The 21,618-nt window shown below is 59.9% G+C and carries 17 protein-coding genes and 1 pseudogene; 10 read left to right on the forward strand and 8 right to left on the reverse strand.

The window, feature by feature from the left end; genetic code table 11:
- Positions 1-35: 35 nt before the first annotated feature.
- The gene (gene metG / locus PMI01S_RS24555) at positions 36-2,087 is read right to left on the reverse strand and encodes a methionine--tRNA ligase (RefSeq protein ID WP_084322718.1); all 2,052 of its coding nucleotides are present in this window, start codon (positions 2,085-2,087) and stop codon (positions 36-38) included.
- 257 nt (positions 2,088-2,344) lie between these two features.
- On the opposite strand from metG, the gene apbC reads away from it, so the two are divergent.
- A complete protein-coding gene (gene apbC / locus PMI01S_RS24560) occupies positions 2,345-3,439 on the forward strand; it encodes an iron-sulfur cluster carrier protein ApbC (RefSeq protein WP_084322719.1) in 1,095 nt (364 codons plus the stop codon).
- A 128-nt stretch (positions 3,440-3,567) separates the two neighbouring features.
- On the opposite strand, the gene PMI01S_RS24565 is transcribed toward apbC, so the two are convergent.
- Entirely contained in the window at positions 3,568-4,326 is a 759-nt protein-coding gene (locus tag PMI01S_RS24565) for an SDR family oxidoreductase (protein WP_084322720.1), read from the reverse strand.
- Between the two features lie 155 nt (positions 4,327-4,481).
- On the opposite strand from PMI01S_RS24565, the gene PMI01S_RS24570 reads away from it, so the two are divergent.
- From PMI01S_RS24570 to groL, 4 genes are all read left to right on the forward strand, one after another.
- Positions 4,482-5,213, forward strand: a complete 732-nt coding sequence (locus tag PMI01S_RS24570) for a HugZ family pyridoxamine 5'-phosphate oxidase (RefSeq protein ID WP_084322721.1) — start codon at positions 4,482-4,484, stop codon at positions 5,211-5,213.
- A 66-nt stretch (positions 5,214-5,279) separates the two neighbouring features.
- Entirely contained in the window at positions 5,280-5,756 is a 477-nt protein-coding gene (locus PMI01S_RS24575; RefSeq protein WP_017340554.1) for an FxsA family protein, read from the forward strand.
- Positions 5,757-6,002: 246 nt separating this feature from the next.
- Positions 6,003-6,296, forward strand: coding sequence for a co-chaperone GroES (locus tag PMI01S_RS24580; RefSeq protein WP_007948593.1), 294 nt, complete (start codon positions 6,003-6,005; stop codon positions 6,294-6,296).
- A gap of 49 nt (positions 6,297-6,345) precedes the next feature.
- Positions 6,346-7,989, forward strand: coding sequence for a chaperonin GroEL (groL, locus tag PMI01S_RS24585; RefSeq protein WP_008032122.1), 1,644 nt, complete (start codon positions 6,346-6,348; stop codon positions 7,987-7,989).
- A 170-nt stretch (positions 7,990-8,159) separates the two neighbouring features.
- On the opposite strand, the gene PMI01S_RS24590 is transcribed toward groL, so the two are convergent.
- A complete protein-coding gene (locus tag PMI01S_RS24590; protein WP_084322722.1) occupies positions 8,160-8,903 on the reverse strand; it encodes a phosphatase PAP2 family protein in 744 nt (247 codons plus the stop codon).
- A 219-nt stretch (positions 8,904-9,122) separates the two neighbouring features.
- On the opposite strand from PMI01S_RS24590, the gene colR reads away from it, so the two are divergent.
- The 5 genes from colR to PMI01S_RS24615 all read left to right on the forward strand — a co-directional run bounded on the left by colR (position 9,123) and on the right by PMI01S_RS24615 (position 12,848).
- Entirely contained in the window at positions 9,123-9,806 is a 684-nt protein-coding gene (colR, locus tag PMI01S_RS24595) for a two-component system response regulator ColR (RefSeq protein WP_008032118.1), read from the forward strand.
- Entirely contained in the window at positions 9,796-11,076 is a 1,281-nt protein-coding gene (locus PMI01S_RS24600) for a sensor histidine kinase (RefSeq protein WP_084322723.1), read from the forward strand. The genes colR and PMI01S_RS24600 overlap by 11 nt, the downstream gene beginning before the upstream one ends.
- A gap of 156 nt (positions 11,077-11,232) precedes the next feature.
- On the forward strand, positions 11,233-11,901 hold the full coding sequence (locus PMI01S_RS24605) for a class I SAM-dependent methyltransferase (protein ID WP_084322724.1): 669 nt from the start codon (positions 11,233-11,235) through the stop codon (positions 11,899-11,901).
- A 3-nt stretch (positions 11,902-11,904) separates the two neighbouring features.
- Entirely contained in the window at positions 11,905-12,618 is a 714-nt protein-coding gene (locus tag PMI01S_RS24610) for a lipopolysaccharide kinase InaA family protein (RefSeq protein ID WP_084322725.1), read from the forward strand.
- A gap of 2 nt (positions 12,619-12,620) precedes the next feature.
- Entirely contained in the window at positions 12,621-12,848 is a 228-nt protein-coding gene (locus PMI01S_RS24615) for a hypothetical protein (protein WP_084322726.1), read from the forward strand.
- 195 nt (positions 12,849-13,043) lie between these two features.
- Here PMI01S_RS24615 and PMI01S_RS24620 read toward each other — a convergent pair.
- From PMI01S_RS24620 to PMI01S_RS24640, 5 genes and pseudogenes are all read right to left on the reverse strand, one after another.
- Positions 13,044-16,078 (reverse strand): annotated as a pseudogene (locus PMI01S_RS24620) (multidrug efflux RND transporter permease subunit).
- 13 nt (positions 16,079-16,091) lie between these two features.
- Positions 16,092-17,240: an efflux RND transporter periplasmic adaptor subunit gene (locus PMI01S_RS24625; protein WP_084322727.1), complete on the reverse strand. Its 1,149-nt coding sequence runs from the start codon at positions 17,238-17,240 to the stop codon at positions 16,092-16,094.
- Between the two features lie 201 nt (positions 17,241-17,441).
- On the reverse strand, positions 17,442-18,542 hold the full coding sequence (locus PMI01S_RS24630; protein ID WP_084322728.1) for a DUF1513 domain-containing protein: 1,101 nt from the start codon (positions 18,540-18,542) through the stop codon (positions 17,442-17,444).
- 14 nt (positions 18,543-18,556) lie between these two features.
- Positions 18,557-19,621, reverse strand: a complete 1,065-nt coding sequence (locus PMI01S_RS24635) for an imelysin family protein (protein WP_084322729.1) — start codon at positions 19,619-19,621, stop codon at positions 18,557-18,559.
- A 27-nt stretch (positions 19,622-19,648) separates the two neighbouring features.
- Positions 19,649-21,076, reverse strand: a complete 1,428-nt coding sequence (locus tag PMI01S_RS24640; protein ID WP_084322730.1) for a di-heme oxidoreductase family protein — start codon at positions 21,074-21,076, stop codon at positions 19,649-19,651.
- Positions 21,077-21,618: the final 542 nt, after the last annotated feature.

Raw genomic sequence — 21,618 nt, forward strand, 5'->3', positions numbered from 1 at the left:
CAGGCACGACTGTGGGATCGGTTTACCGCAGAGCCTTACTTGATGCGCTGACCTGGCTTGGCGCCACTGTCGGGGCTCAGCAGGTAGATTTCTTCACCGCCAGGGCCGGCCGCCATCACCATGCCTTCGGAGATCCCGAATTTCATTTTTCGGGGCTTGAGGTTGGCAATCATCATGGTCAGGCGACCTTCGAGCTTGGCCGGGTCCGGGTAGGCACTCTTGATTCCGGAGAGTACGTTGCGTTGCTCGTCGCCGATGTCCAGGGTCAGGCGCAGCAGCTTGTCGGCACCCTCGACGGCTTCGGCCTTGAGGATCAGGGCGACGCGCAGGTCGACCGCGGCAAAGGTATCGAACTCGATCTCCGGCGACAGCGGATCCTTGGCCAGTTCACCGTTGCCGGCAGGTGCCGCTTCGCCGGTGTCGGTCTGGCTGGCGGTCAGGTCTTCTTTCGAAGCATCGGTCATGGCTTGCACTTTCACCGGGTCGATGCGGGTCATCAACGGTTTGAACTCGTTCAGCTGATGGTTGCTGAGCAAGGTCGCGTGGTCGTTCCAGGTCAGCGGCGCGACGTTCAGGAATGCCTCGGCATCGGCGGCCAGCAGTGGCAGTACCGGTTTGAGGAAGATCACCAGTTGGCGGAACAGGTTGATGCCCAAGGCGCAGATGGCCTGGACTTCGTCGTGCTTGCCTTCCTGTTTGTTCAGCGACCAGGGTGCCTTGTCGGCGATCCAGGCGTTGGCGCGGTCGGCCAGGCCCATGATCTCGCGCATGGCACGGGCAAAGTCGCGAGCCTCGTAGGCTTCGGCAATGCTTGGCGCTGCGGCGAGGAAGGCTTCGGTCAGTTCCGGTGCGGCGTTACCCGCCACCAGCACGCCGGCGTTGCCCTTGTGGATGAAACCGGCGCAGCGGCTGGCGATGTTGACGACTTTGCCGACCAGGTCGGAGTTGACCTTCTGTACGAAGTCTTCGAGGTTCAGGTCGAGGTCATCGACGCCACGGCCCAGCTTGGCCGCGTAGTAATAACGCAGGTATTCCGGCGACAGGTGATCCAGGTAGGTCCGGGCCTTGATGAAGGTGCCACGGGACTTGGACATTTTCTGACCGTTGACGGTCAGGTAACCGTGCACGTTGATGCCGGTCGGCTTACGGAAACCGGCGCCTTCGAGCATCGCTGGCCAGAACAGGGCGTGGAAGTTGACGATGTCCTTGCCGATGAAGTGATACAGCTCGGCCGTGGAGTCCTTGCCCCAGAACGCATCGAAATCCAGCTCCGGCGTACGGTTGCACAGGTTCTTGAAGCTGGCCATGTAGCCGATCGGCGCGTCCAGCCAGACGTAGAAGTATTTGCCTGGCTCGCCAGGAATTTCGAAACCGAAGTACGGCGCATCGCGGGAGATGTCCCACTGTTGCAGGCCGGCATCCAGCCATTCGGCGATCTTGTTGGCGACGGCGTCTTGCAGGGTGCCGCTGCGGGTCCAGGTTTGCAGCATTTCCTGGAAGTCCGGCAGCTTGAAGAAGAAGTGCTGGGAATCCTTGAGCACCGGCGTGGCGCCAGAGATTGCCGACTTCGGATCCTTCAGGTCGGTCGGCGCGTAGGTCGCACCGCATTTTTCGCAGTTGTCGCCGTACTGGTCTTCAGTGCCGCATTTCGGGCAGGTGCCCTTGATGAAGCGGTCGGCCAGGAACATTTTCTTTTCCGGGTCGAAGTATTGCGTGATCGAACGCGTGGCGATGTGCCCGGCGTCGCGCAGCTTCAGGTAGATCTGGCTCGACAGCTCACGGTTTTCTTCGGCGTGAGTGGAGTGGAAGTTGTCGAAGTCCACCAGGAACTCGGCAAAGTCGGCGCTGTGTTCAGCCTGGACGTTGGCGATCAGTTGTTCCGGGGTGATGCCTTCCTTTTCCGCGCGCAGCATGATGGCCGAACCGTGGGCGTCGTCGGCGCAGACATAAATGCATTGGTTGCCGCGGTGCTTCTGGAAGCGCACCCACATATCGGTCTGGATGTATTCCAGCATATGGCCGAGGTGGATCGAACCATTGGCATAGGGCAGGGCGCTGGTGACGAGGATCTTGCGTGGCTCGGACATGGGGCTCGGCTACTTGATGAAACGGAGGTCGGCCACTATAAAGCGCTGGCGCATATTTTTCACCCCGTGAGGTTGTTTCCTCCGATGATCGAATGGGTGGGGCCGCCAAAAGATCGCAGCCTTCGGCAGCTCCTGCGCGTTCGGCGCAATCCGTGTAGGAGCTGCCGAAGGCTGCGATCTTTTAGGGACATCCCGCCAAACGATCAGAACAGGTACGATACCCGCCTGATTTTCCAGTCTTGCTATCGGAGTTGCCCATGAGCGCCGTCAATCGCGCAGCGGTGGAAGCCGTCCTTCGCCAATACACCGACCCTTACTTGAACCAGGACCCGGTCAGCGCCGGGTGCGTGCGCAACGTCGACATCCAGGGTGATCGCGTCAGCGTCCAGCTGGAGTTGGGCTACGCCGCCGGGCTGTTCAAAAGTGGCTGGGCGCAGATGCTGCAAATGGCCATCGAAGGTCTCGACGGCGTCACCAGCGCTCGCGTTGATATCACCACTGTGATCGCCGCGCACAAGGCGCAGGCGCAGATTCCGGGGCTGGCCAACGTCAAGAATGTTGTTGCCGTGGCGTCCGGCAAGGGCGGCGTGGGCAAATCCACCACCGCCGCCAACCTCGCGTTGGCCCTGGCCCGCGAAGGCGCCAAGGTCGGGATCCTCGACGCGGACATCTACGGTCCGAGCCAGGGCATCATGTTCGGCATTCCCGAAGGCACCCGACCAAAGGTCAAGGATCAGAAGTGGTTCGTGCCGATCGAGTCCCATGGCGTTGAAGTGATGTCGATGGCGTTCCTGACCGACGACAACACGCCGATGGTCTGGCGTGGGCCGATGGTTTCCGGCGCGCTGTTGCAACTGGTGACACAAACGGCCTGGGGCGATCTGGATTACCTGGTCATCGACATGCCGCCAGGCACCGGTGACATCCAATTGACCCTGGCGCAGAAAGTCCCGGTGGCCGGCGCGGTCATTGTCACCACCCCGCAAGACCTGGCGTTGCTGGACGCACGCAAAGGCGTGGAGATGTTCCGCAAGGTCAACATCCCGGTACTGGGCGTGGTGGAAAACATGGCCGTGCACATCTGCTCGAACTGCGGGCATGCCGAGCATCTGTTCGGTGAGGGCGGTGGTGTGAAGCTGGCCAACCAATATGGCGTGGAACTGCTGGCTTCGTTGCCGTTGGCAATGGCCATTCGCGAACAGGCCGACGGCGGCAAGCCAACGGTGATCGCCGAGCCGGACAGCCCGATTGCGCTGGTCTACCAGGAACTCGCCCGCCATGTCGGCGCGCGGATTGTGTTGCAGGAAGCGGCGACCCCGGCGATGCCGAACATCACCATCAGCGACGATTAATAAGCCGAAACACAATCAACTGTGGGAGCGGGCTTGCTCGCGATAGCGGTGTGTCATTCAACAGATAATTTGACTGATCTACCGTTATCGCGAGCAAGCCCGCTCCCACATTGGTTTTTCGGTGTTGGTTAGATCCGCAACCCGCCATCCATTTCCAGAATCCGACCGGTGTAGTAGTCGTTCTCGAAAATGTACGCCGCCGAATGAGCGATTTCTTCCGGCTTGCCCATACGCTTGAGCGGAATCCCGGACGTCATCTTCTCCAGCGCTTCAGGCTTCATGCCCAGCGTCATCTCGGTTTCGATAAAGCCCGGCGCAATACCCGCCACACGAATACCGTAGCGCGCCAGTTCCTTCGCCCAGGTCACGGTCGCCGCCGCGACACCAGCCTTGGCGGCTGAGTAGTTGGTCTGACCGACGTTGCCGGCACGGGAGATCGACGAGATATTGATGATCGCGCCGCTGTTGTTCAGCTCGACCATTTTTGCCGCGACTTCACGGGTGCACAGGAACACGCCGGTCAGGTTGACATCGATCACCGCCTGCCATTGAGCCAGACTCATCTTGGTCATCTCGCCGTCCTTGACCTTGAGCAGCAAGCCGTCGCGCAGGATCCCGGCGTTGTTGATCAGGCCATGAATCGCACCGAAATCCTCGGCCACCTGGGCAACCATGTGCGTTACTTGCTCTTCATTGGCGACGTTGCACAGGTAGGCGCGGGCCTCGACACCCTTGGCTTTGCATGCGGCAACGGCGTCGTCGAGTTTTTCCTGGTTCAGGTCGACCAGCGCAAGCTTCGCGCCTTTGCCAGCGAAATACTCGGCCATGGAACGGCCTAAACCCTGGCAACCGCCAGTGATAATGATTACTTTGTCAGTGAGTTGCATTCGCATGCCCCGGTAACAGGTTGGAGTGGTCTTCCTGCAAGAGAGCCTCTCGATCTGCACCGCACGTGCACATGAGAACTGCCCCGATGGCGGACTGTAACTTTCACCAGTCGCCTGTCCGTTTTTTCGACGGATTCTATATAAGGAGTCATAAATTGAGCGTTGAAGCGGCCAAGAATGCCCGAGAATTGCTTCTCAAGGAATACCGTGGGGTGCTCTCGACGCACTCCAAGGCGATGCCCGGCTTCCCGTTTGGCTCGGTGGTTCCGTACTGCCTGGACGGGCAGGGGAGGCCGCTGATCCTGATCAGCCGCATCGCCCAGCACACGCATAACCTGCAAAAAGACCCGAAATGCTCCTTGTTCGTGGGCGAGCGTGAGGCCGAAGATGTACAAGCCGTCGGTCGCCTGACCTACCTCGCCGAAGCGGAAAAGCTCGAGGACGAGGCCGCCATAGAAGCGGCGGCCGAGCGTTACTACCGCTATTTCCCGGATTCGCAGAGCTACCACAAGGCCCACGATTTCGATTTCTGGGTGCTCAACCCCGTGCGTCACCGCTACATCGGCGGTTTCGGTGCGATTCACTGGGTCGATCAACTGACTCTGGCCAATCCTTTCGCAGGCAAGGCGGAAGTGAGCATGATCGAGCACATGAATGCCGATCACGCCAAAGCCATCGCCCACTATGTCGACCTCGCCGGCCTGCCGAAAACCGAGCCGGCGCAATTGGCCGGGATCGATATGGAAGGCATGCACCTGCGCATCGGTCAGGGACTCTACTGGCTACCGTTTCAAGCGCCATGTAATACGCCGACACAAGTGCGGGAAGCCTTGGTTTTCCTGGCTCACGCCGAGCATTGGCCGAAAAATGAAGTGGCCGGCGCTTGAATTCACGCAATGGCGACGTCATCTAGGGAACACTGGCAAGGCATTCTTGCGTTGAGGAACCATTTGATGCGCCCTTTTTTATTGCTCTTTGTACTGTTTCCGGTGTTGGAGCTGTTCGTATTCGTCAAGGTGAGCGGGGCGATCGGGTTTTTCCCGGCCCTGCTGCTGGTCATTCTCGGCTCGATGCTCGGCGTGTTCGTGCTGCGTATCGCCGGCCTGGCAACCGCGCTGCGTGCGCGTGAAAGCCTGAACCGCGGCGAATTGCCGGCCCAGACCATGCTCGAAGGCCTGATGCTGGCACTGGCCGGTGGTCTGTTGATCCTGCCGGGCTTCGTCACCGACGTGCTGGGCCTGATCATGTTGCTGCCGATCTCTCGCCGGTTGCTGGCCAATAAAATGCGCCAGCGCGCCGAAGAGGCGGCGATCCGTCAGCGTGCGTTCGCCGATGATCTGCAGCCACGGGGCGGCCCTGCTCCACAGCAGCCGTTGGGCCGTGAGCCGAACGTGATCGAAGGCGAGTTCGAACACCGCGATTCCAAGTAAACCGTTTCACCTGCACGGCACCTTCGGGGGCCGTGTTCGTTTTGGGGCATGGATGTAAAAAATTTCGATCCGCGCCCTTGTAATAAGCTTATGCGCCCTTATGTAACGGTCACCGCAAGGTTTCTGGCGATCACGCCAGACAGACTTCCGCGGTTCGCTTGACGAACCGCACCCGGCACCGCCGGATTTGTTAAACCCGCCGGGAATACACCGGCCGATGAAAACCACAATTAGGAGAGATCGACAATGAAGCTTCGTCCTCTGCATGACCGCGTCGTCGTCCGTCGCAGCGAAGAAGAAAAGAAAACCGCTGGCGGTATCGTCCTGCCAGGTTCGGCTGCTGAAAAGCCAAACCAGGGCGAAGTCCTCGCTGTAGGCCCAGGCAAAGTTCTGGACAACGGTGAAGTGCGTGCGCTGTCCGTGAAAGTGGGTGACAAGGTTGTGTTCGGCCCTTACTCCGGCAGCAACACTGTGAAAGTTGACGGCGAAGACCTGCTGGTCATCGGCGAGAGCGAAATCCTCGCTGTTGTCGAAGGCTGATTCCCCGCTCATTTTCCCGTTACTACAAAGTATTTAAGGAATATCGATCATGGCTGCTAAAGAAGTTAAATTCGGCGATTCCGCCCGCAAGAAAATGCTCGCCGGTGTCAACGTCCTGGCTGACGCGGTAAAAGCGACCCTGGGCCCTAAAGGCCGTAACGTGATCATCGAGAAGAGCTTCGGCGCTCCGACCATCACCAAGGACGGCGTGTCCGTCGCCAAAGAAATCGAACTGAAAGACCGTTTCGAAAACATGGGCGCGCAGCTGGTCAAAGACGTTGCCTCCCGTGCCAACGATGACGCAGGCGACGGCACCACCACCGCTACCGTTCTGGCTCAGTCGATCGTCAACGAAGGCCTGAAAGCCGTCGCTGCCGGCATGAACCCGATGGACCTCAAGCGCGGTATCGACAAAGCGACCATCGCGATCGTCAAAGAGCTCAAAGCCCTGTCCAAGCCTTGCGCTGACACCAAGGCCATCGCTCAGGTCGGCACCATCTCGGCCAACTCCGACAACTCCATCGGTGACATCATTGCCGAAGCCATGGAAAAAGTCGGTAAAGAAGGCGTGATCACCGTTGAAGAAGGCTCGGGCCTGGAAAACGAACTGTCGGTTGTTGAAGGCATGCAGTTCGACCGTGGCTACCTGTCCCCGTACTTCGTCAACAAGCCAGAGACCATGACTGCCGAGCTGGACGGTCCGCTGATCCTGCTGGTCGACAAAAAGATCTCGAACATCCGCGAAATGCTGCCAGTACTGGAAGCCGTTGCCAAAGCCGGCCGTCCACTGCTGATCGTGGCCGAAGACGTTGAAGGCGAAGCCTTGGCGACTCTGGTTGTGAACAACATGCGTGGCATCGTCAAAGTCGCAGCCGTCAAGGCTCCAGGCTTCGGCGACCGTCGCAAGGCCATGCTGCAGGACATCGCTGTTCTGACTGGCGGTACCGTTATCTCCGAAGAGATCGGTCTGAGCCTGGAAAGCACTACCCTGGAACACCTGGGTAATGCCAAGCGCGTGATCCTGTCCAAAGAAAACACCACCGTGATCGACGGTGCCGGCGTTGAGGCTGACATCCAGGCTCGCGTTCTGCAGATCCGTCAGCAAGTGGCCGACACTTCGTCCGACTACGACCGTGAAAAACTGCAAGAGCGTCTGGCCAAGCTGTCCGGCGGCGTTGCAGTGATCAAGGTTGGCGCTGGTTCCGAAGTTGAAATGAAAGAGAAGAAAGCCCGCGTTGAAGACGCCCTGCACGCTACCCGTGCAGCCGTTGAAGAAGGCGTGGTACCTGGCGGCGGCGTGGCACTGGTTCGCGCTCTGCAGGCAATCTCCGAGCTGAAAGGCGACAACGATGACCAGAACGTTGGCATCCAGTTGCTGCGTCGCGCTGTTGAAGCGCCACTGCGTCAGATCGTTGCCAACTCCGGCGACGAGCCAAGCGTAGTTGTCGACAAGGTCAAGCAGGGTTCGGGTAACTACGGTTACAACGCTGCCACCGGCGAATACGGCGACATGATCGAAATGGGTATCCTGGACCCGGCCAAAGTGACTCGTTCGGCTCTGCAAGCGGCTTCGTCGATTGCCAGCCTGATGATCACCACCGAAGCCATGATCGCCGAGATCAAGGAAGACGCACCAGCTGGCGGCGGTATGCCAGACATGGGCGGTATGGGCGGCATGGGCGGCATGATGTAAGCCAGCCTTACCCCGTACGAAAAAACCCCGCCTGCGAAAGCAGGCGGGGTTTTTTATTGCCTTTGATGTGGGTCCGTCCGAAGACCGAGTCGCGGCCATCGCGGGCAAGCCACGCTCCCACAGGACCGCATCACCCCTGTGGGAGCGGGCTTGCCCGCGATGACGTCAGATCAAACGCTAACCGCTTGTGACTTGGTAACCCGCTCAGCCTCGGGAACCGGTCGATACAGGATGTAGTAATACGACCCCAGACAAATCAGCCAGCAGAAAATCGCCGTCCACACGTTGTGCGAGAAAAAATGCGCGCCCTGCATCATCCGGCTCACGGAAAACACCGTGCCCAGCGCAAAGGCAAAGATAAAGGCTTTACGTGCCAGACGCGGATACCGATCCCGCAGCACAAAGAACAATGCAAACAACGTGAACCCGGTCGCGGCATGTCCGCCGGGCCAGCAACGACCTGGTTTGTCGGTGGGTGGGCGCGGGCTGAGCAGTTCGCTATAGGTCTCGTGGCCGCCGAATTGCTCCAGACTCCACGGGCATTGAACCGCCGTCACCGCTTTGACCGGTGTGACAAAGGATGTCGCCAGCCCCAGGGACAGCACCAGACAGCCCAGTTCCCGTTTGAACGGTTTGAGCCTGTCGATGAAAAAGGCACCGATGAAACCGATGATCGCGAACACCGAAAAGGCGATGACCACTTGCTTGGCGCGGTCATGCAGGATGTTTTCGAGGAAGTAACTGTGGCGCCCGATGAAGTCTCCGGCCGCGGGATCATAGAACAGCGTGGCCAGGTCCATGTCCAGGGACGTCAGTTCGAGCAGCAGCAGAATGATCGCGGCAGCGGTGGGAACACCCAGGCACACCCAGAAATTGAGCGGGCGAGAGGCGGGGCGGGCAAGGGTCGAAACCATGGCAATTCCTTGGTCGGTTAAATGTTCTTGAAAGCGCAGCCGCGCGGAGTGTGAGCCCGGTTGTGTCGCCTCTGCGTGAATCGATAGTGAAAAAGTCGTTAAGGACTCAACAGGTTTGTTGGCAGGGTTTTCAACTGCACACAGCCCTAGCCCTGAGCCACGCCAGGCCTTAAGCTGCGCGGGCCAAGACGGCCGTTACTGTGTACGGAGGAGGTGCCCATGCGCATTCTGTTGGTTGAAGACAACCGCGATATCCTGGCCAATCTGGCCGATTACCTGGGGCTCAAGGGCTACACCGTGGATTGCGCGCAGGACGGTTTGTCAGGCCTGCACCTGGCGGCCACCGAGCACTACGATTTGATCGTGCTCGACATCATGTTGCCGGGTATCGACGGCTATACCCTGTGCAAACGCTTGCGCGAAGATGCCCGTCGCGACACGCCGGTGATCATGCTCACTGCCCGCGATCAACTGGACGACCGCCTGCAAGGCTTCAAGTCCGGCGCCGACGATTACCTGATCAAACCCTTTGCCCTGTCTGAACTGGCCGCGCGGATCGAAGCCGTGATGCGTCGGGCACAGGGCGGCGGCCGTCGTACCTTGCAGGTCGGTGATCTGAGCTACGACCTCGATACCCTGGAAGTCACCCGCGAAGGGCGCCTGCTGAAACTCAACCCGGTAGGCCTGAAGTTGCTGGCCGTGCTGATGCAGAAAAGCCCGCATGTCCTGCGTCGGGAAATTCTCGAAGAGGCCTTGTGGGGCGATGACTGTCCGGACAGCGACAGCCTGCGCAGTCACGTCCACCAATTGCGTCAGGTGATCGACAAACCGTTCGCCAAGCCTTTGCTGCAAACCGTGCACGGTGTGGGTTATCGCTTGGCCGAGGGGCGTGATGGAGTTTAAACAGAGCCTTGCTCAACGGATCATCATCGCCTTTGCGCTGATGAGCGCCCTGGTCGCCGGAGCTTTCGCCATGGGCATTGTCGCGACCGTGCACCTGGTGGAAGAAAAACTGATTTCGGCAGGTCTCGGCGGTGATTTGCAACGCCTGCTGTTGATGGACAGTGTGTCTGACTGGAGCCATCGCCCCGAGCCGGACCAGCTGTTCTATTTCAGCGGCGGGCCGGGTGATTTCGAGTTGCCCAAGGATTTGCGCCATCTCGACCCGGGCTTCCACGAAGTGTTCCGGGAACAGCTGTCGTACCACGCGATGGTCGAAGTCGTCGATGGCCGGCGTTATGTGCTGCTGCAGGACCAGAGCGATTTCGAAGAACGTGAACGGGTGTTGTTCGCCGTGGTGCTGGTGGGCTTCGTCCTGAGTCTGGCGTTGGCGGTATTCCTCGGCTGGATACTGGCGCGCAAAGTGATGGCGCCTGTTGTGCGGCTGGCCCGCCAGGTGCGCCACCGCGACCAGTTGCTGGGTCTGGCGCCACCGCTGGCACCGGACTATGCCGCCGATGAAGTGGGCGAGCTGGCCGTGGCCTTCGACGCCACCCTCGGCCGCCTGCGCCAGGCATTGACCCGGGAGCGCCTGTTCACCAGTGACGTCAGCCACGAGTTGCGCACCCCGTTGATGGTCCTGGCCAGTTCCTGTGAGCTGCTGCTGGAAAACCCCGGTATCGACCAGCGCGGTCGGGCTCAGGTCGAGCGGATCGCCCGTGCCTGCGAAGAAATGCGTGAGCTGGTGCAGACCTTCCTGATGCTGGCCCGTGCCCAACGTGAAGACGCCAGCATGGCGCCGCAACAGTCGCTGGCCCAGGTCGCCGACGGGCTGCTCAATCTGTGGCGCGAACCGATCGAGGCCAAAGGGCTCTCGCTGATCTTTGAACCGGGCAATCCGGCCAGCACCTGCTACAACGCCACGCTTCTGCACGCAGTCATGGGCAACCTGTTGCGCAATGCGCTGCATTACACCGAACGGGGCTTTATTCGCTTGACCCTGACGACTACGGGTTTCACGGTCGAAGACAGTGGCGTGGGCATTCCCGAAGAAAAACGCGAGGCAATGTTCGAGCCTTTCGTGCGGGGTAACGAGAAACGCGGCGAAGGCCTGGGTCTGGGCCTGTCGCTGGTGCAGCGGATTTGCGAAAACCAGGGGTGGAGCGTCAGTCTGACCAACATGGAGCCCCATGGTTGCCGGTTTCAGGTGGAGTTGAATCAGGCCGGGGCGTGATACTTTTCGTTGATGGCCCCCAGCCATCGTCGTCGCCCTGTAAAACCTCGAAATAGTTCGGGGTTTTACATGACATTTTTTTCACAAAGGCATGACCTGACGCTGACACGCCGCTACCTAAGGTGGTTGTCATCAGCAGCTCAGGAGTCCTTGGTGATGGCCGGCCCGATCAAACTTGATTTTTCCGAAAAATACGACGATCAACACGCTCAGGAGTATCTGCACAAACATAAGGATGGTCTTGGCCGTCGACTGTCTCACTGGCGTGACGAGCAGCTGGCGCGACATGCGCTGGCGTTGGTGGGTGAACCCGGTCTGGTCCTCGATCTTCCCTGCGGTGCCGGGCGTTTCTGGCCGTTGCTGGCGGAAAAATCCAACCGTGTGATCATCGGAGCCGACAATTCCGAGTCGATGCTCAAGATCGCTTTACAGGCGCAACCTGCCGAAGTCGTGAAAAGGGTACAACCCTTGCAGACTTCTGCATTCGACATCGCCCTGCCTGATAACGCCGTCGACAGCATTTTTTGCATGCGTTTGCTGCACCACATTGGTGAAGCCGAGCATCGACTGGCCATTCTGCGTGAATTCGAGCGCGTCACCCGCGACAGCGTGATCCTTTCGTTATGGGTTGACGGCAATTTCAAGGCCTGGAGACGTAAACGCCTGGAGAAAAGGCGTGAGCAGGAAGGTTACCAAAATCGGTTTGTGTTACCGGCTGCTACGGTCGAAAAGGAATTCGAGCAAGCGGGGTTCCGTATTCAGGAACAACTGGATTTTCTCCCGCTCTATGCCATGTGGCGGGTTTACATATTACGCAAGAGGTAATAGATGGCAGTGCAATGTGCAGCAGATACGGACGTCGTTTCCCAGGATCGTTTCGATCATTTCTGGAACCAGCGCGGCGAATGGGTTGAAGAGCCCAACGTTCGTCGCGGTGGTGAAAGTGGCGTGCAGCGAGTCAAGGGCAATGATGGACAGCTGTTCTACGCCAAGCGTCAGACCGGGCATGTCTATCGCAGCTGGCTGCACCCCTTCGGTCGGCCGACGGTGCTGCGCGAACGGGACGCGCTCATCGGCTTGAGCCGGGTCGGCGTGGGGGTTCCGGAAATCGTTTTCTGCGGTGCGCAACGCGATCCTGTTCACAAATGGCGCGCATTGCTGGTGACCAAGGCACTGGACGGTTTCGAGGAAATCGAGCACTGGTACGCAGGCGGTGGCCGCGAGCGCCATGGTGAGGCGGTGCATGACCGCGTGCTGAAGGAGTTGGCCGATAACCTGGTGCGCATGCACAAGGCTCGGTGGCAGCACAGTTGCCTCTATCTCAAGCACGTCTTCGTCCGGGTTACCGGTGAGGGCGAGTCGGCGAAAATCGACGTTGCGTTGATCGATCTGGAGAAAGGCCGCCAGCGTTTGACCGCCCGTCACGCCGCGTCCCATGACCTGAAGCAACTGCGTCGCCACTCGTCGTTCAGCACGACGGACTGGCAGAAACTCGTCTACTTTTATGAGACGGCGTTTGGCAGCGCTATCAAAGGTTTATAGCAATGAAACTCGAAATTGCTAGAGGTTTGTTCTTGATAGGAGCCTTGGCAGTTGCTTCACTGGCGGTGGCGGCTTGGGAGCAGCCCCGCACGCAAGTCCTCAGTTCAGTGAACGGGGACGCGCGTTGTCCGATGCCGCGGGTTGCGAAAGCATCCGTTGCAACCCAACCCGATCATGATTTATTGCTGTTCATGTTCGGACTTTCTCAAGGACTGAGGCCGCAGAGTTGACCAGATTGAAGCCCAAATAAAAGGCCTCGCCAATGCGAGGCCTTTTTTATTTCCGATGACTTGAGACCTGCACCGACCCTTGTAGGAGCCGGCTTGCTGCGGGCGGCGTTCCGACGATGGTGTGTCAGTCGACAAAAATGTAGCTGACACACCATCGTCGGAACGCCGCCCGCAGCAAGCCGGCTCCTACAGGAGTTAGACGTTTACAGGTTTATCGGGTTTGGCCAACAACGTGTAAACGCACGGCAATACAAACAACGTAAACAGCGTCCCGATCGACATCCCCGTAGCGATCACCGTGCCGATGTCGAACCGGCTGACAGCGCCCGCGCCCGTGGCAATGATCAACGGCACCATGCCGAATACCATGGCCGCGGTGGTCATCAACACCGGGCGCAGGCGAATGGCCGCGGCTTCCTCAACCGCCTCGCGCGGGGTCAGGCCCTTTTCCTTGCGCAGCTGATTGGCGAACTCGACGATCAGGATCCCGTGCTTGCTGATCAGCCCGATCAGCGTCACCAGCCCGACCTGGGTGTAGATGTTCATGCTCGACCAGCCGAGGAACAGCGGGATCAACGCGCCACAGATCGACAGAGGCACCGTCACCAGAATCACCAACGGATCGCGGAAACTTTCGAACTGAGCCGCCAGCACCAGGAAAATGATCGCCAGAGCCAGGGCAAACGTCACCCACAGTGCGCTGCCTTCCTGAACGTACTGCCGCGATGCCCCGGCATAGTCGACGGCAAACCCGCCGGCGCCTCTTCCCGGGCAATCTGACGCACCGCCTCCAGGGCTTCACCCATGCTCACCAATGGAACCCCGGACAGGATGGCCGAGTTGAGCTGCTGGAACTGATTCAACTGCCGCGGGCGGGCGCGGTCAGTCACGGTGATCAGGGTCGACAGGGCCAGCAGTTCACCCTTGGTGTTTTTCACGTAATAGTTGTTCAGCCAGTGGGGGTTGTCCCGGAACGGTCGTTCAACCTGCGCGATCACTTTGTAACTGCGGCCTTCAATGGTGAAACGGTTGATTTCCGCCTCACCCAGCAACGTCGCCAGTGTGCCGCCCAGATCCTGCATCGACACACCCATCTGCGCAGCCTTGGCGCGATCGATATCGACCACGACTTCGGGCTTGTCGAACGCCAGGTCGACGTCGACGAAGGCGAACTTGCCGGACTCCATCGCGCGTTTTTTCACCCGGTCCATCACTTGCAGCAGCGACTCGTAATCGTTGGCGGTGTTGACGACAAATTGAAACGGCAGCCCCTCGCCGGTGCCCGGCAGGGAAGGCAGGTTGAAGCCGAAAATCTGCAACCCCGGAATGCTTTCCAGTTTGCTCTGCACCTCGGGCAGGATCTGCATTTGCGTGCGGTCGCGTTCGTTCCAGGGTTTCAGCAGAAAGCCGCCGATCCCCGATTGCACGCCGTTGAAACCGTTGATCTGGAACGAGGAGTAGTACTCGGGAAATGCCTTGAAGATGGTGATGAACTCGTCGGTATACGCATTCAGGTAATCGAGGTTGGTCGGCTGCGGGGCATTGGCCAGCATGAAAATGACGCCCTGATCCTCGTCCGGTGCCAGTTCCGATTTGGTGAAGGTGAGCAGCACCGGAATCAGGCACATCACAATCGCCGCAAACACCAGCACCACCGGGCGGGTGTTGAGCGTACCGTGCAACATGCTCTGGTAGCGGCGCTTCAAACGTTCGAAAATCAGGTCGAGGCGGTGGGCCAGGCCACTGGGGTTTTCGTCGTGGCGCAGCAGAAAGGCGCACATCATTGGCGACAGGGTCAGGGCGACGATGCCGGAGATCACCACCGCCCCGGCCAGGGTCAGGGCGAACTCCTTGAACAACGCCCCGGTGAGGCCGGTGAGGAAGCCGATCGGCGCATAGACCGCCGCCAGGGTGATGGTCATCGAGATCACCGGCATGGCAATTTCCCGTGCGCCCTCGATGGCCGCGTCCAGCGGCGTCTTGCCTTCCTCGATGTGGCGGTGAATGTTTTCCACCACCACGATGGCGTCGTCCACCACCAGGCCGATGGCCAACACCATCGCCAGCAGCGTCAGCAGGTTGATCGAGTAGCCCATCATCTGCATGAAGAACATCACACCGATCATCGACAGCGGAATCGTCACCACGGGGATCACCACGGAGCGCAGCGCACCGAGGAACAGGAACACGACCACAATCACGATCAGCACCGCTTCGAACAGGGTTTTCACCACTTCGTCGATCGAGGCCTGGATGAACAGCGTGGCGTCGTAGGCAATTTCACCCTTGAGGTTCGGCGGCAGCTGGGCCTCGAGGTCGGGCATGATCTTGCGCACTTCCTTGATCACGTCCAGCGGGTTGGCGCCGGGCGTGGCCTTGATGCCGATGTACACCGAGGGCGTGCCACCAAAGGAGCTGATGGTGTCGTAGTTTTCCGCGCCCATTTCCACCCGCGCGACATCGCTGAGCAGCACGCGGCTGTCGCCATCGACCTTGAGTGGAATCGCGGCGAAGGCTTCCGCGGATTTGAGCTCGGTGTTGGCGTTGATACTGGTGACCACGTACTCGCCTTTCACTTCGCCGGCGGCGGAGAGGAAGTTGTACTTGCGCACGGCATCGGTCACATCACTGGCGCTCAAGCCGAAGCCGGCCAGTTTCACCGGGTCCAGCCACAGGCGCATGGCGAACACCTGGTTGCCGAGAATCTCGGCTTCGGCCATGCCCGGCAGGGTCGCGAGTTTGGGCTGGATCACCCGCGACAGGTAGTCGGTGATCTGCGGGTTGCTCAGCTCCTTGCTGAAGAAACTGATGTACATCAGCGCCGAGGCGTCGGCGGCTTCCTTGCTCAGCACCGGGTCTTCGGCATCCTGAGGCAGCTGGTTTTTCACCTCGTTGGCCTTGGCCAGCAGCTCGGTGAACAAGCGATCGCTGTTGGAACCGATACGCGCGTAGATCGAGATCACCGAGAAGTTCTGGCGACTGACCGAAGTCATGTAGTCGATGCCTTCGGCGCTCGCCAGGCTCTGTTGCATCGGTTGGGTGATGTAGCCCTGGATGGTTTCGGCATTGGCGCCGGGATATGAGGTGGTCACCGTGATCAGGGCGTTTTCCATTTGTGGATACTGGCGCAGCGGCAGCTTGCTCCAGGCCTGGAAACCCAGCAGCACAATCAGCAGGCTGATCACGGAGGCGAGCACCGGGCGGCGGATGAACGGGTCAGTAAAAGCCATGGGGATTCCTTGATCAGTCCGCGCGCAGCGGGCTGCTCTGCTCGGCCGAAGTCTTGTCGTCGCTGATGGCAATGCGTGCGCCGTTGTCCAGTTTGATCTGGCCGCCGGTGACCACTTTTTCACCGTTCTGCACACCCTTGGTAATCATCACCACACCGTCGCGGCGTTCGCCGGTTTCGATGAAACGGCGTTCGGCGATCAGGATCGGTTCACCCTTGGCGTCTTTTTCCACGCTGCCGTCTTCGGTTTTTTTCTGTGTGACGACGTACAGCGAATTGCCGTACAGCGTGTACGTGATCGCGCTTTCCGGCACGACGATGCGCAGCTGCGGGTCGGGCAACATCACCTGCAGGCTGGCGAACATACCCGGCAACAGTTTGCCGTCGGGGTTGGCCAGGGTCGCGCGGACCTGCATGTTGCGCGTGCTGTTCTCGAGTTTCGGATTGATCGCGCTGATGGTGCCGGGGAACGTCTGCGCCGGGTAGGCCGCGACGATGATTTCAACCGGCTGGCCGATGGCGATCTTCGGCACCGACTGTTCGGGCACGAAAAAGTCGACGTAGAGACTGCTGAGGTCTTGCAGGGTGGCAATCATGGTGCCGCTGGCGAGGTAGTCGCCGACGTCAACCTGACGAATGCCGATGGTCCCGCTGAAGGGCGCAACGATGCTTTTTTTGCCGAGTGCCGCCTTGAGTTGATTGACCGTGGCCTTGCTCTTTTTCAGCACCGCCGAAAGTCGGTCGAATTCGCCTTTGGAAATGGCCTGGCTGCCCACCAGTTGGCTACCGCGACCGTAATCGAGCTGGGCCAGCCCGAGGTCGGCCTGGGCGGTTTCCAGCAAGGCACTTTCCACGGCGCTGTCGAGGCGCAGAAGTGGTTGACCGGCCTTGACCTTCTGCCCTGACTCGAACTGCAAATCGATGACGGTGCCGTCGGTCTCCAGGCTCAGGTCCACGCCTTGCAGCGCCGTGAGTGTGCCGACGGCAGGCAGGCGGGCTTGCCAGGGCCGTTCGATGGCGGTGGCCACGGCAACGCTTATCGGCGGTTTCGGCGCGGAGAAGCCTTGCACCATCGTGTAGATGGAGAAGGCTTTGTAACCGGCCAGGACCAGTACGATCAGCAGAACAACACCCAACATGATCAGCATGCGGCGACGCAGCATATTTCCAGTTCCTTGGAGAAAATCAGGTGAGACAGGCGGGCACATTACTCCGAGAGCGGCAGTGAATCCAACTGCCACTTTTTACAGGGACTCAAGTCGTGTTGTGATGATGGCCGGAAGAGATCGCAGCCTTCGGCAGCTCCTGCATTTTACGGTGTACACCCGTAGGCGCTGCCGAAGGCTGCGATCTTTTGCCGTCGACTACGCCATCAAATGAAGGTGGTTATCCCAGAGCCCCGCCGGCAGCTCGAGGGGTTTTGCAACAAGGTTTGTCTGGCGGCAATCGTAGTAACGGCAGCGCCCTTGACCCGACGTCACGACAAAGCCGTCAGCCACCGCACCGACCCCGGCGCAATCGGGAAGTGGCGCATCCAGGCGCACTTCGCCGCTGTCCAGGTCCCAGATGAAAAAGCGATTGCCCCGTGGCGCGGTCAACGCGACCAGCCGCAAGTCACTGTGTACCGCGACGCTGGCGGTGTAATGCCCCATCGCCTGCAACTGATGCTCAGGCACCGGGAACGCCACGAACGGTTGTCCGGGCCGCTTGATGGCCAACAGTTCCGAAGATTCGTGAGAGGGGCCCATGAATTGCTGACCGGCGACGATGGTGCCGTCGCTGGCGATCCCCAGGTGCCGCACGCTGTTCATCTGCTGGGCGAGGGTTTCCTTGCTCAGCAAAGTACCGTCGCGTTGCATCAGCACCAGGCTCGGCTCCATGGCGTTGAGGTTCATCTCGACCCGGCTTTCCGCTTCGGTGCGAATCCCGCCGTTGGCCACCACCAGGGTTTCGCCATCGGGCATCCACGACACCTGATGCGGGCCGATGCCGTGGGTGGAAATTTCGCCGCTGTGCACGAGGCGCTCGCCTTCAAACTTATACACACCGAGCAAGCCGCGACCCGGATCGGATGTGTCGTTCTCGGTGGCATACAGCCAGTCGCCGCTGCGGTGAATCACCGCGTGACCGTAGAAATGCCGGTTCGGCTGCGAAGCCACGGTTTGCAACAGCGTGCCGTCGCGCAGGTCGATCAGGTAGCTCTCGGTGCCGGGGCGACGGGCGACAAACAGTGCAATCGGCAGCGTCGGGTGATTGATGATGTCGTGGCAACGCTGGCCGACCCGGGTGGCGAACACCCGTGTACCGTCCAGCCGATAACCCACGGCGTAATGCTTGCCGTCGGTATCGTCCCGCGCCGACAGCAGCAGCGGGCTCTTGTCCTTTTGCTTGAACAGCGTCCAGCCGCCCAGTGTCACTGCTCCCAGCAGCAAACTACCTAACGTCAGAGCCTGTCGTCGCAGCATGGCACTCGCCCTCATCAGTCACCGTCGTTGGCGTTGAAGCCCAGTTGGATACCCAGCGCCTTGGCCAGTTCGCCTTCGTGCAGGCGATGGACGACGTTGAGGCTGTCGTAGAGGTCGTTGAGCTGCTGGCGACCGACGTCGTCGTTGAGCATCTCGGTCAGCGAGCGCTGGTTGCTGGCGAACAGTTTCAGGGACGCGGCGTACGCGGCGTCGATCTTGTCGGCCAACGGTTTCTGCTCGCTCGGCAACAAGCCGCGCAAGCCTTTGTTGTCGACACCTTCCCAGACCGTTTTGGCGGCGGCGAGGCTGGCTTCGAGACCGGTCAGGGAAGACTGGCTGCGCCACTGGTCAGCCTGGAACGGTTGCGGTACGCCTTTGTTCTGACGGCCCATCGGCGTGCCGAGTTTTTTCTTCAGGCTGTCCAGGGCAGTGACTTGCACGCGCAGCAGATCGGCGATGGCTTCGTGGGAATCGGCGTAGCGCTGGTTCGGAAACTTGCTCATCTGCGCGAGCATGCCGTCGGTGTTGTTCCAGCTTTTCAGAATGTCTTCGGCCAACAGTTTCTGGCGCTCGCCAATCGCTTTCAGCAGCGGGCAGTACTTGGCTTTTTGCGCGTCATTGGCCACATCCGGCTTGCTGTCGAACAGGATGTATTCGTAGGCGGACAGGCCCTGAACCACAACGCTGGATTTGGCCAGGGCGGCAGCATCGATCTGCGGCTGGGTGTCGACCAATTGCTCGACCTGACGGCCGACAAGGTTTTTCTTGTCCGGCCAGAACTGCACCTGCCAGGCGCGATTGCCTTCGGCCAACGGACCGATCAGCAGCGGTTGCAGCTCGGCCCAGGCTTTCTGCGCGTGCAGGAAATCGGCGCGGGCGGTGTCGAGGTTTTCCTTGCCTTCGCAGTAGGCCAGCGCGCTGACAGCGAGTTGGCGGTCGGCTTCAACCCAGCGCGTGTAGGTCGGCAGGATCACCGACTTGGCGATGGCCGCCGACGTGACAGCCTGTGGATCCTGCGGTGAGCAGGCGCCGAGGGCGAGTGCGGCAAGGCTGGTGAATAACAACTTGGGACGGAACATGTCGGGCTCCCGATTCTTTATAAGTGTTTAAAGAGAATTCAAAAACGCCAGCAACGCTGCGCGCTGCTCGGCGTTGAAAGACAAAACCTGTTGCTGCGCGGCCTGCGCCTCGCCGCCATGCCAGAGCACGGCTTCGAGCAGATTGCGGGCGCGGCCGTCATGCAAAAACTGAGTGTGGCCACTGACCGTCTGCGTCAGGCCGATGCCCCACAACGGCGGTGTGCGCCAGTCGCGGCCACTGGCCTGGAATTCGCTGCGGTTGTCGGCCAGGCCGTCGCCCATGTCGTGCAACAGCAGATCGCTGTAGGGGCGAATCACTTGATTGGCCAGTTCAGGTTCTGCCGCGTTGGCGGCGGTGGTGTATTTCGGCGTGTGACAGGACTGGCAGCCCGCCTGGAAAAACAGCGTCTTGCCGGCCAGCACTTCAGGCGTGCCGACATCGCGGCGGGCGGGTACGGCCAGGTTGCGACTGTAGAACAGCACCAGACGCAAAATGTTGTCGCTGACCTCCGGTTCGCCGTCCGGGCCGTTGCCGTTTGGGGCTTGCTTGCAGGCGGTTTGCGCGTCGGTGCAGTCATCTATCGGTCGCAGGCTGGTTGTAAGGCCCATATCACCTGAGAACGCGTGAACGTTTTGTTGATTGAGGTTCGGCTGCCCGGCCTTCCAGCCAAATCGTCCGAGGACGGTTTTCTGTTGGGCGTCATCCCAGACCCTGTTCGGGCGTCCGGCGATGCCGTTTTTTGCCTTCGCCTGAGCCTCGGCATTGGCCAGGATCGCCTCATCGGGGATGGCTTCAAGCAAGCCGAGGCCAATCATCGGCGGGGCGATACGGGCCGAAAAACGGGTGTCAGGGTGCATCGGACCGTAGCCCAGCTGGGTGATGGTCAGGCGGGGTTTGCGCAATTCGATCTCGGTGCCGTCCTTGAAGCGCACCGGCACTGGCGTGTAGTCGACCCGTACCTTGCCTTCCGGAAGTACACCGGGGATCGCCATGTCCTGGAATTGCCCGCCGTAGACTGGCTCGGGGACCACACCGAGCTGTTCGATGATTTTGGCGTAGGCCGGGGCATCAGGTATCGACAGACGCACCAGCATCGACACGGCGTTCTGCGCATCAGGCGTAGGCGGGTGACCGCGGCCGTCCTTGATGTGGCAGTTCTGGCAGGCATTGGTGTTGAACAACGGCCCGAGGCCGTCCCGGGCGGTGGTGGTCGACGGGGCGATCACCCAAGGGTTGCGGAAGAAACTGTTGCCGACACTGAAGTCCACGCGCCGGGAGGGCGGCAGGTTGGCGGAGGGCAGGGAGAAAGCGTTCTGATCGGTCTTGCGCACGGTCGCGGCGCCGCCGGACCGGGCTTCACCGGGTTCGGCTTCGGTAAAACGCGGGGCGTCATCGCAGGCACTCAGGCCCAGGGCCAGAAACAGTGCGGACAAGCGAAGAGGCAGCGAGGGCATCAGACATCCTGCAAGACGAGCAAAACAAGGGCGCAAAGTCTAACAGGGCAGTGGAGTTTGAATAAGAGGAATTATCGTTTGGTTGATGTGGGGCAGGGTTTTTCAGAACTGTCATCACTCTTACTGATTCAGCACTGACCAATGTGGGAGCGGGCTTGTTCGCGAAAGCGGTGTGTCAGTCGACATCATTGCTGAATGACACACCGCTTTCGCGAGCAAGCCCGCTCCCACAAGTGATCGGTGTTCGGACCAATAATCCTGCAAGTCGAGCAAAACAAGGGCGCAAAGTCTAACAGGGCAGTGGAGTTTGAATAAGAGGAATTATCGTTTGGTTGATGTGGGGCAGGGTTTTTCAGAACTGTCATCACTCTTACTGATTCAGCACCGTCCAATGTGGGAGCGGGCTTGCTCGCGAAGCGGTGTGTCAGTCGACATCATTGCTGAATGACACACCGCTTTCGCGAGCAAGCCCGCTCCCACAATTTGATCGGTGTTCGGACCCATAAAAAAGGCGACCCGAAGGTCGCCTTTTGTTCAGCCAG

The sequence above is a fragment of the Pseudomonas migulae NBRC 103157 genome (genome assembly GCF_002091715.1).
Classification (GTDB): domain Bacteria; phylum Pseudomonadota; class Gammaproteobacteria; order Pseudomonadales; family Pseudomonadaceae; genus Aquipseudomonas; species Aquipseudomonas migulae_A.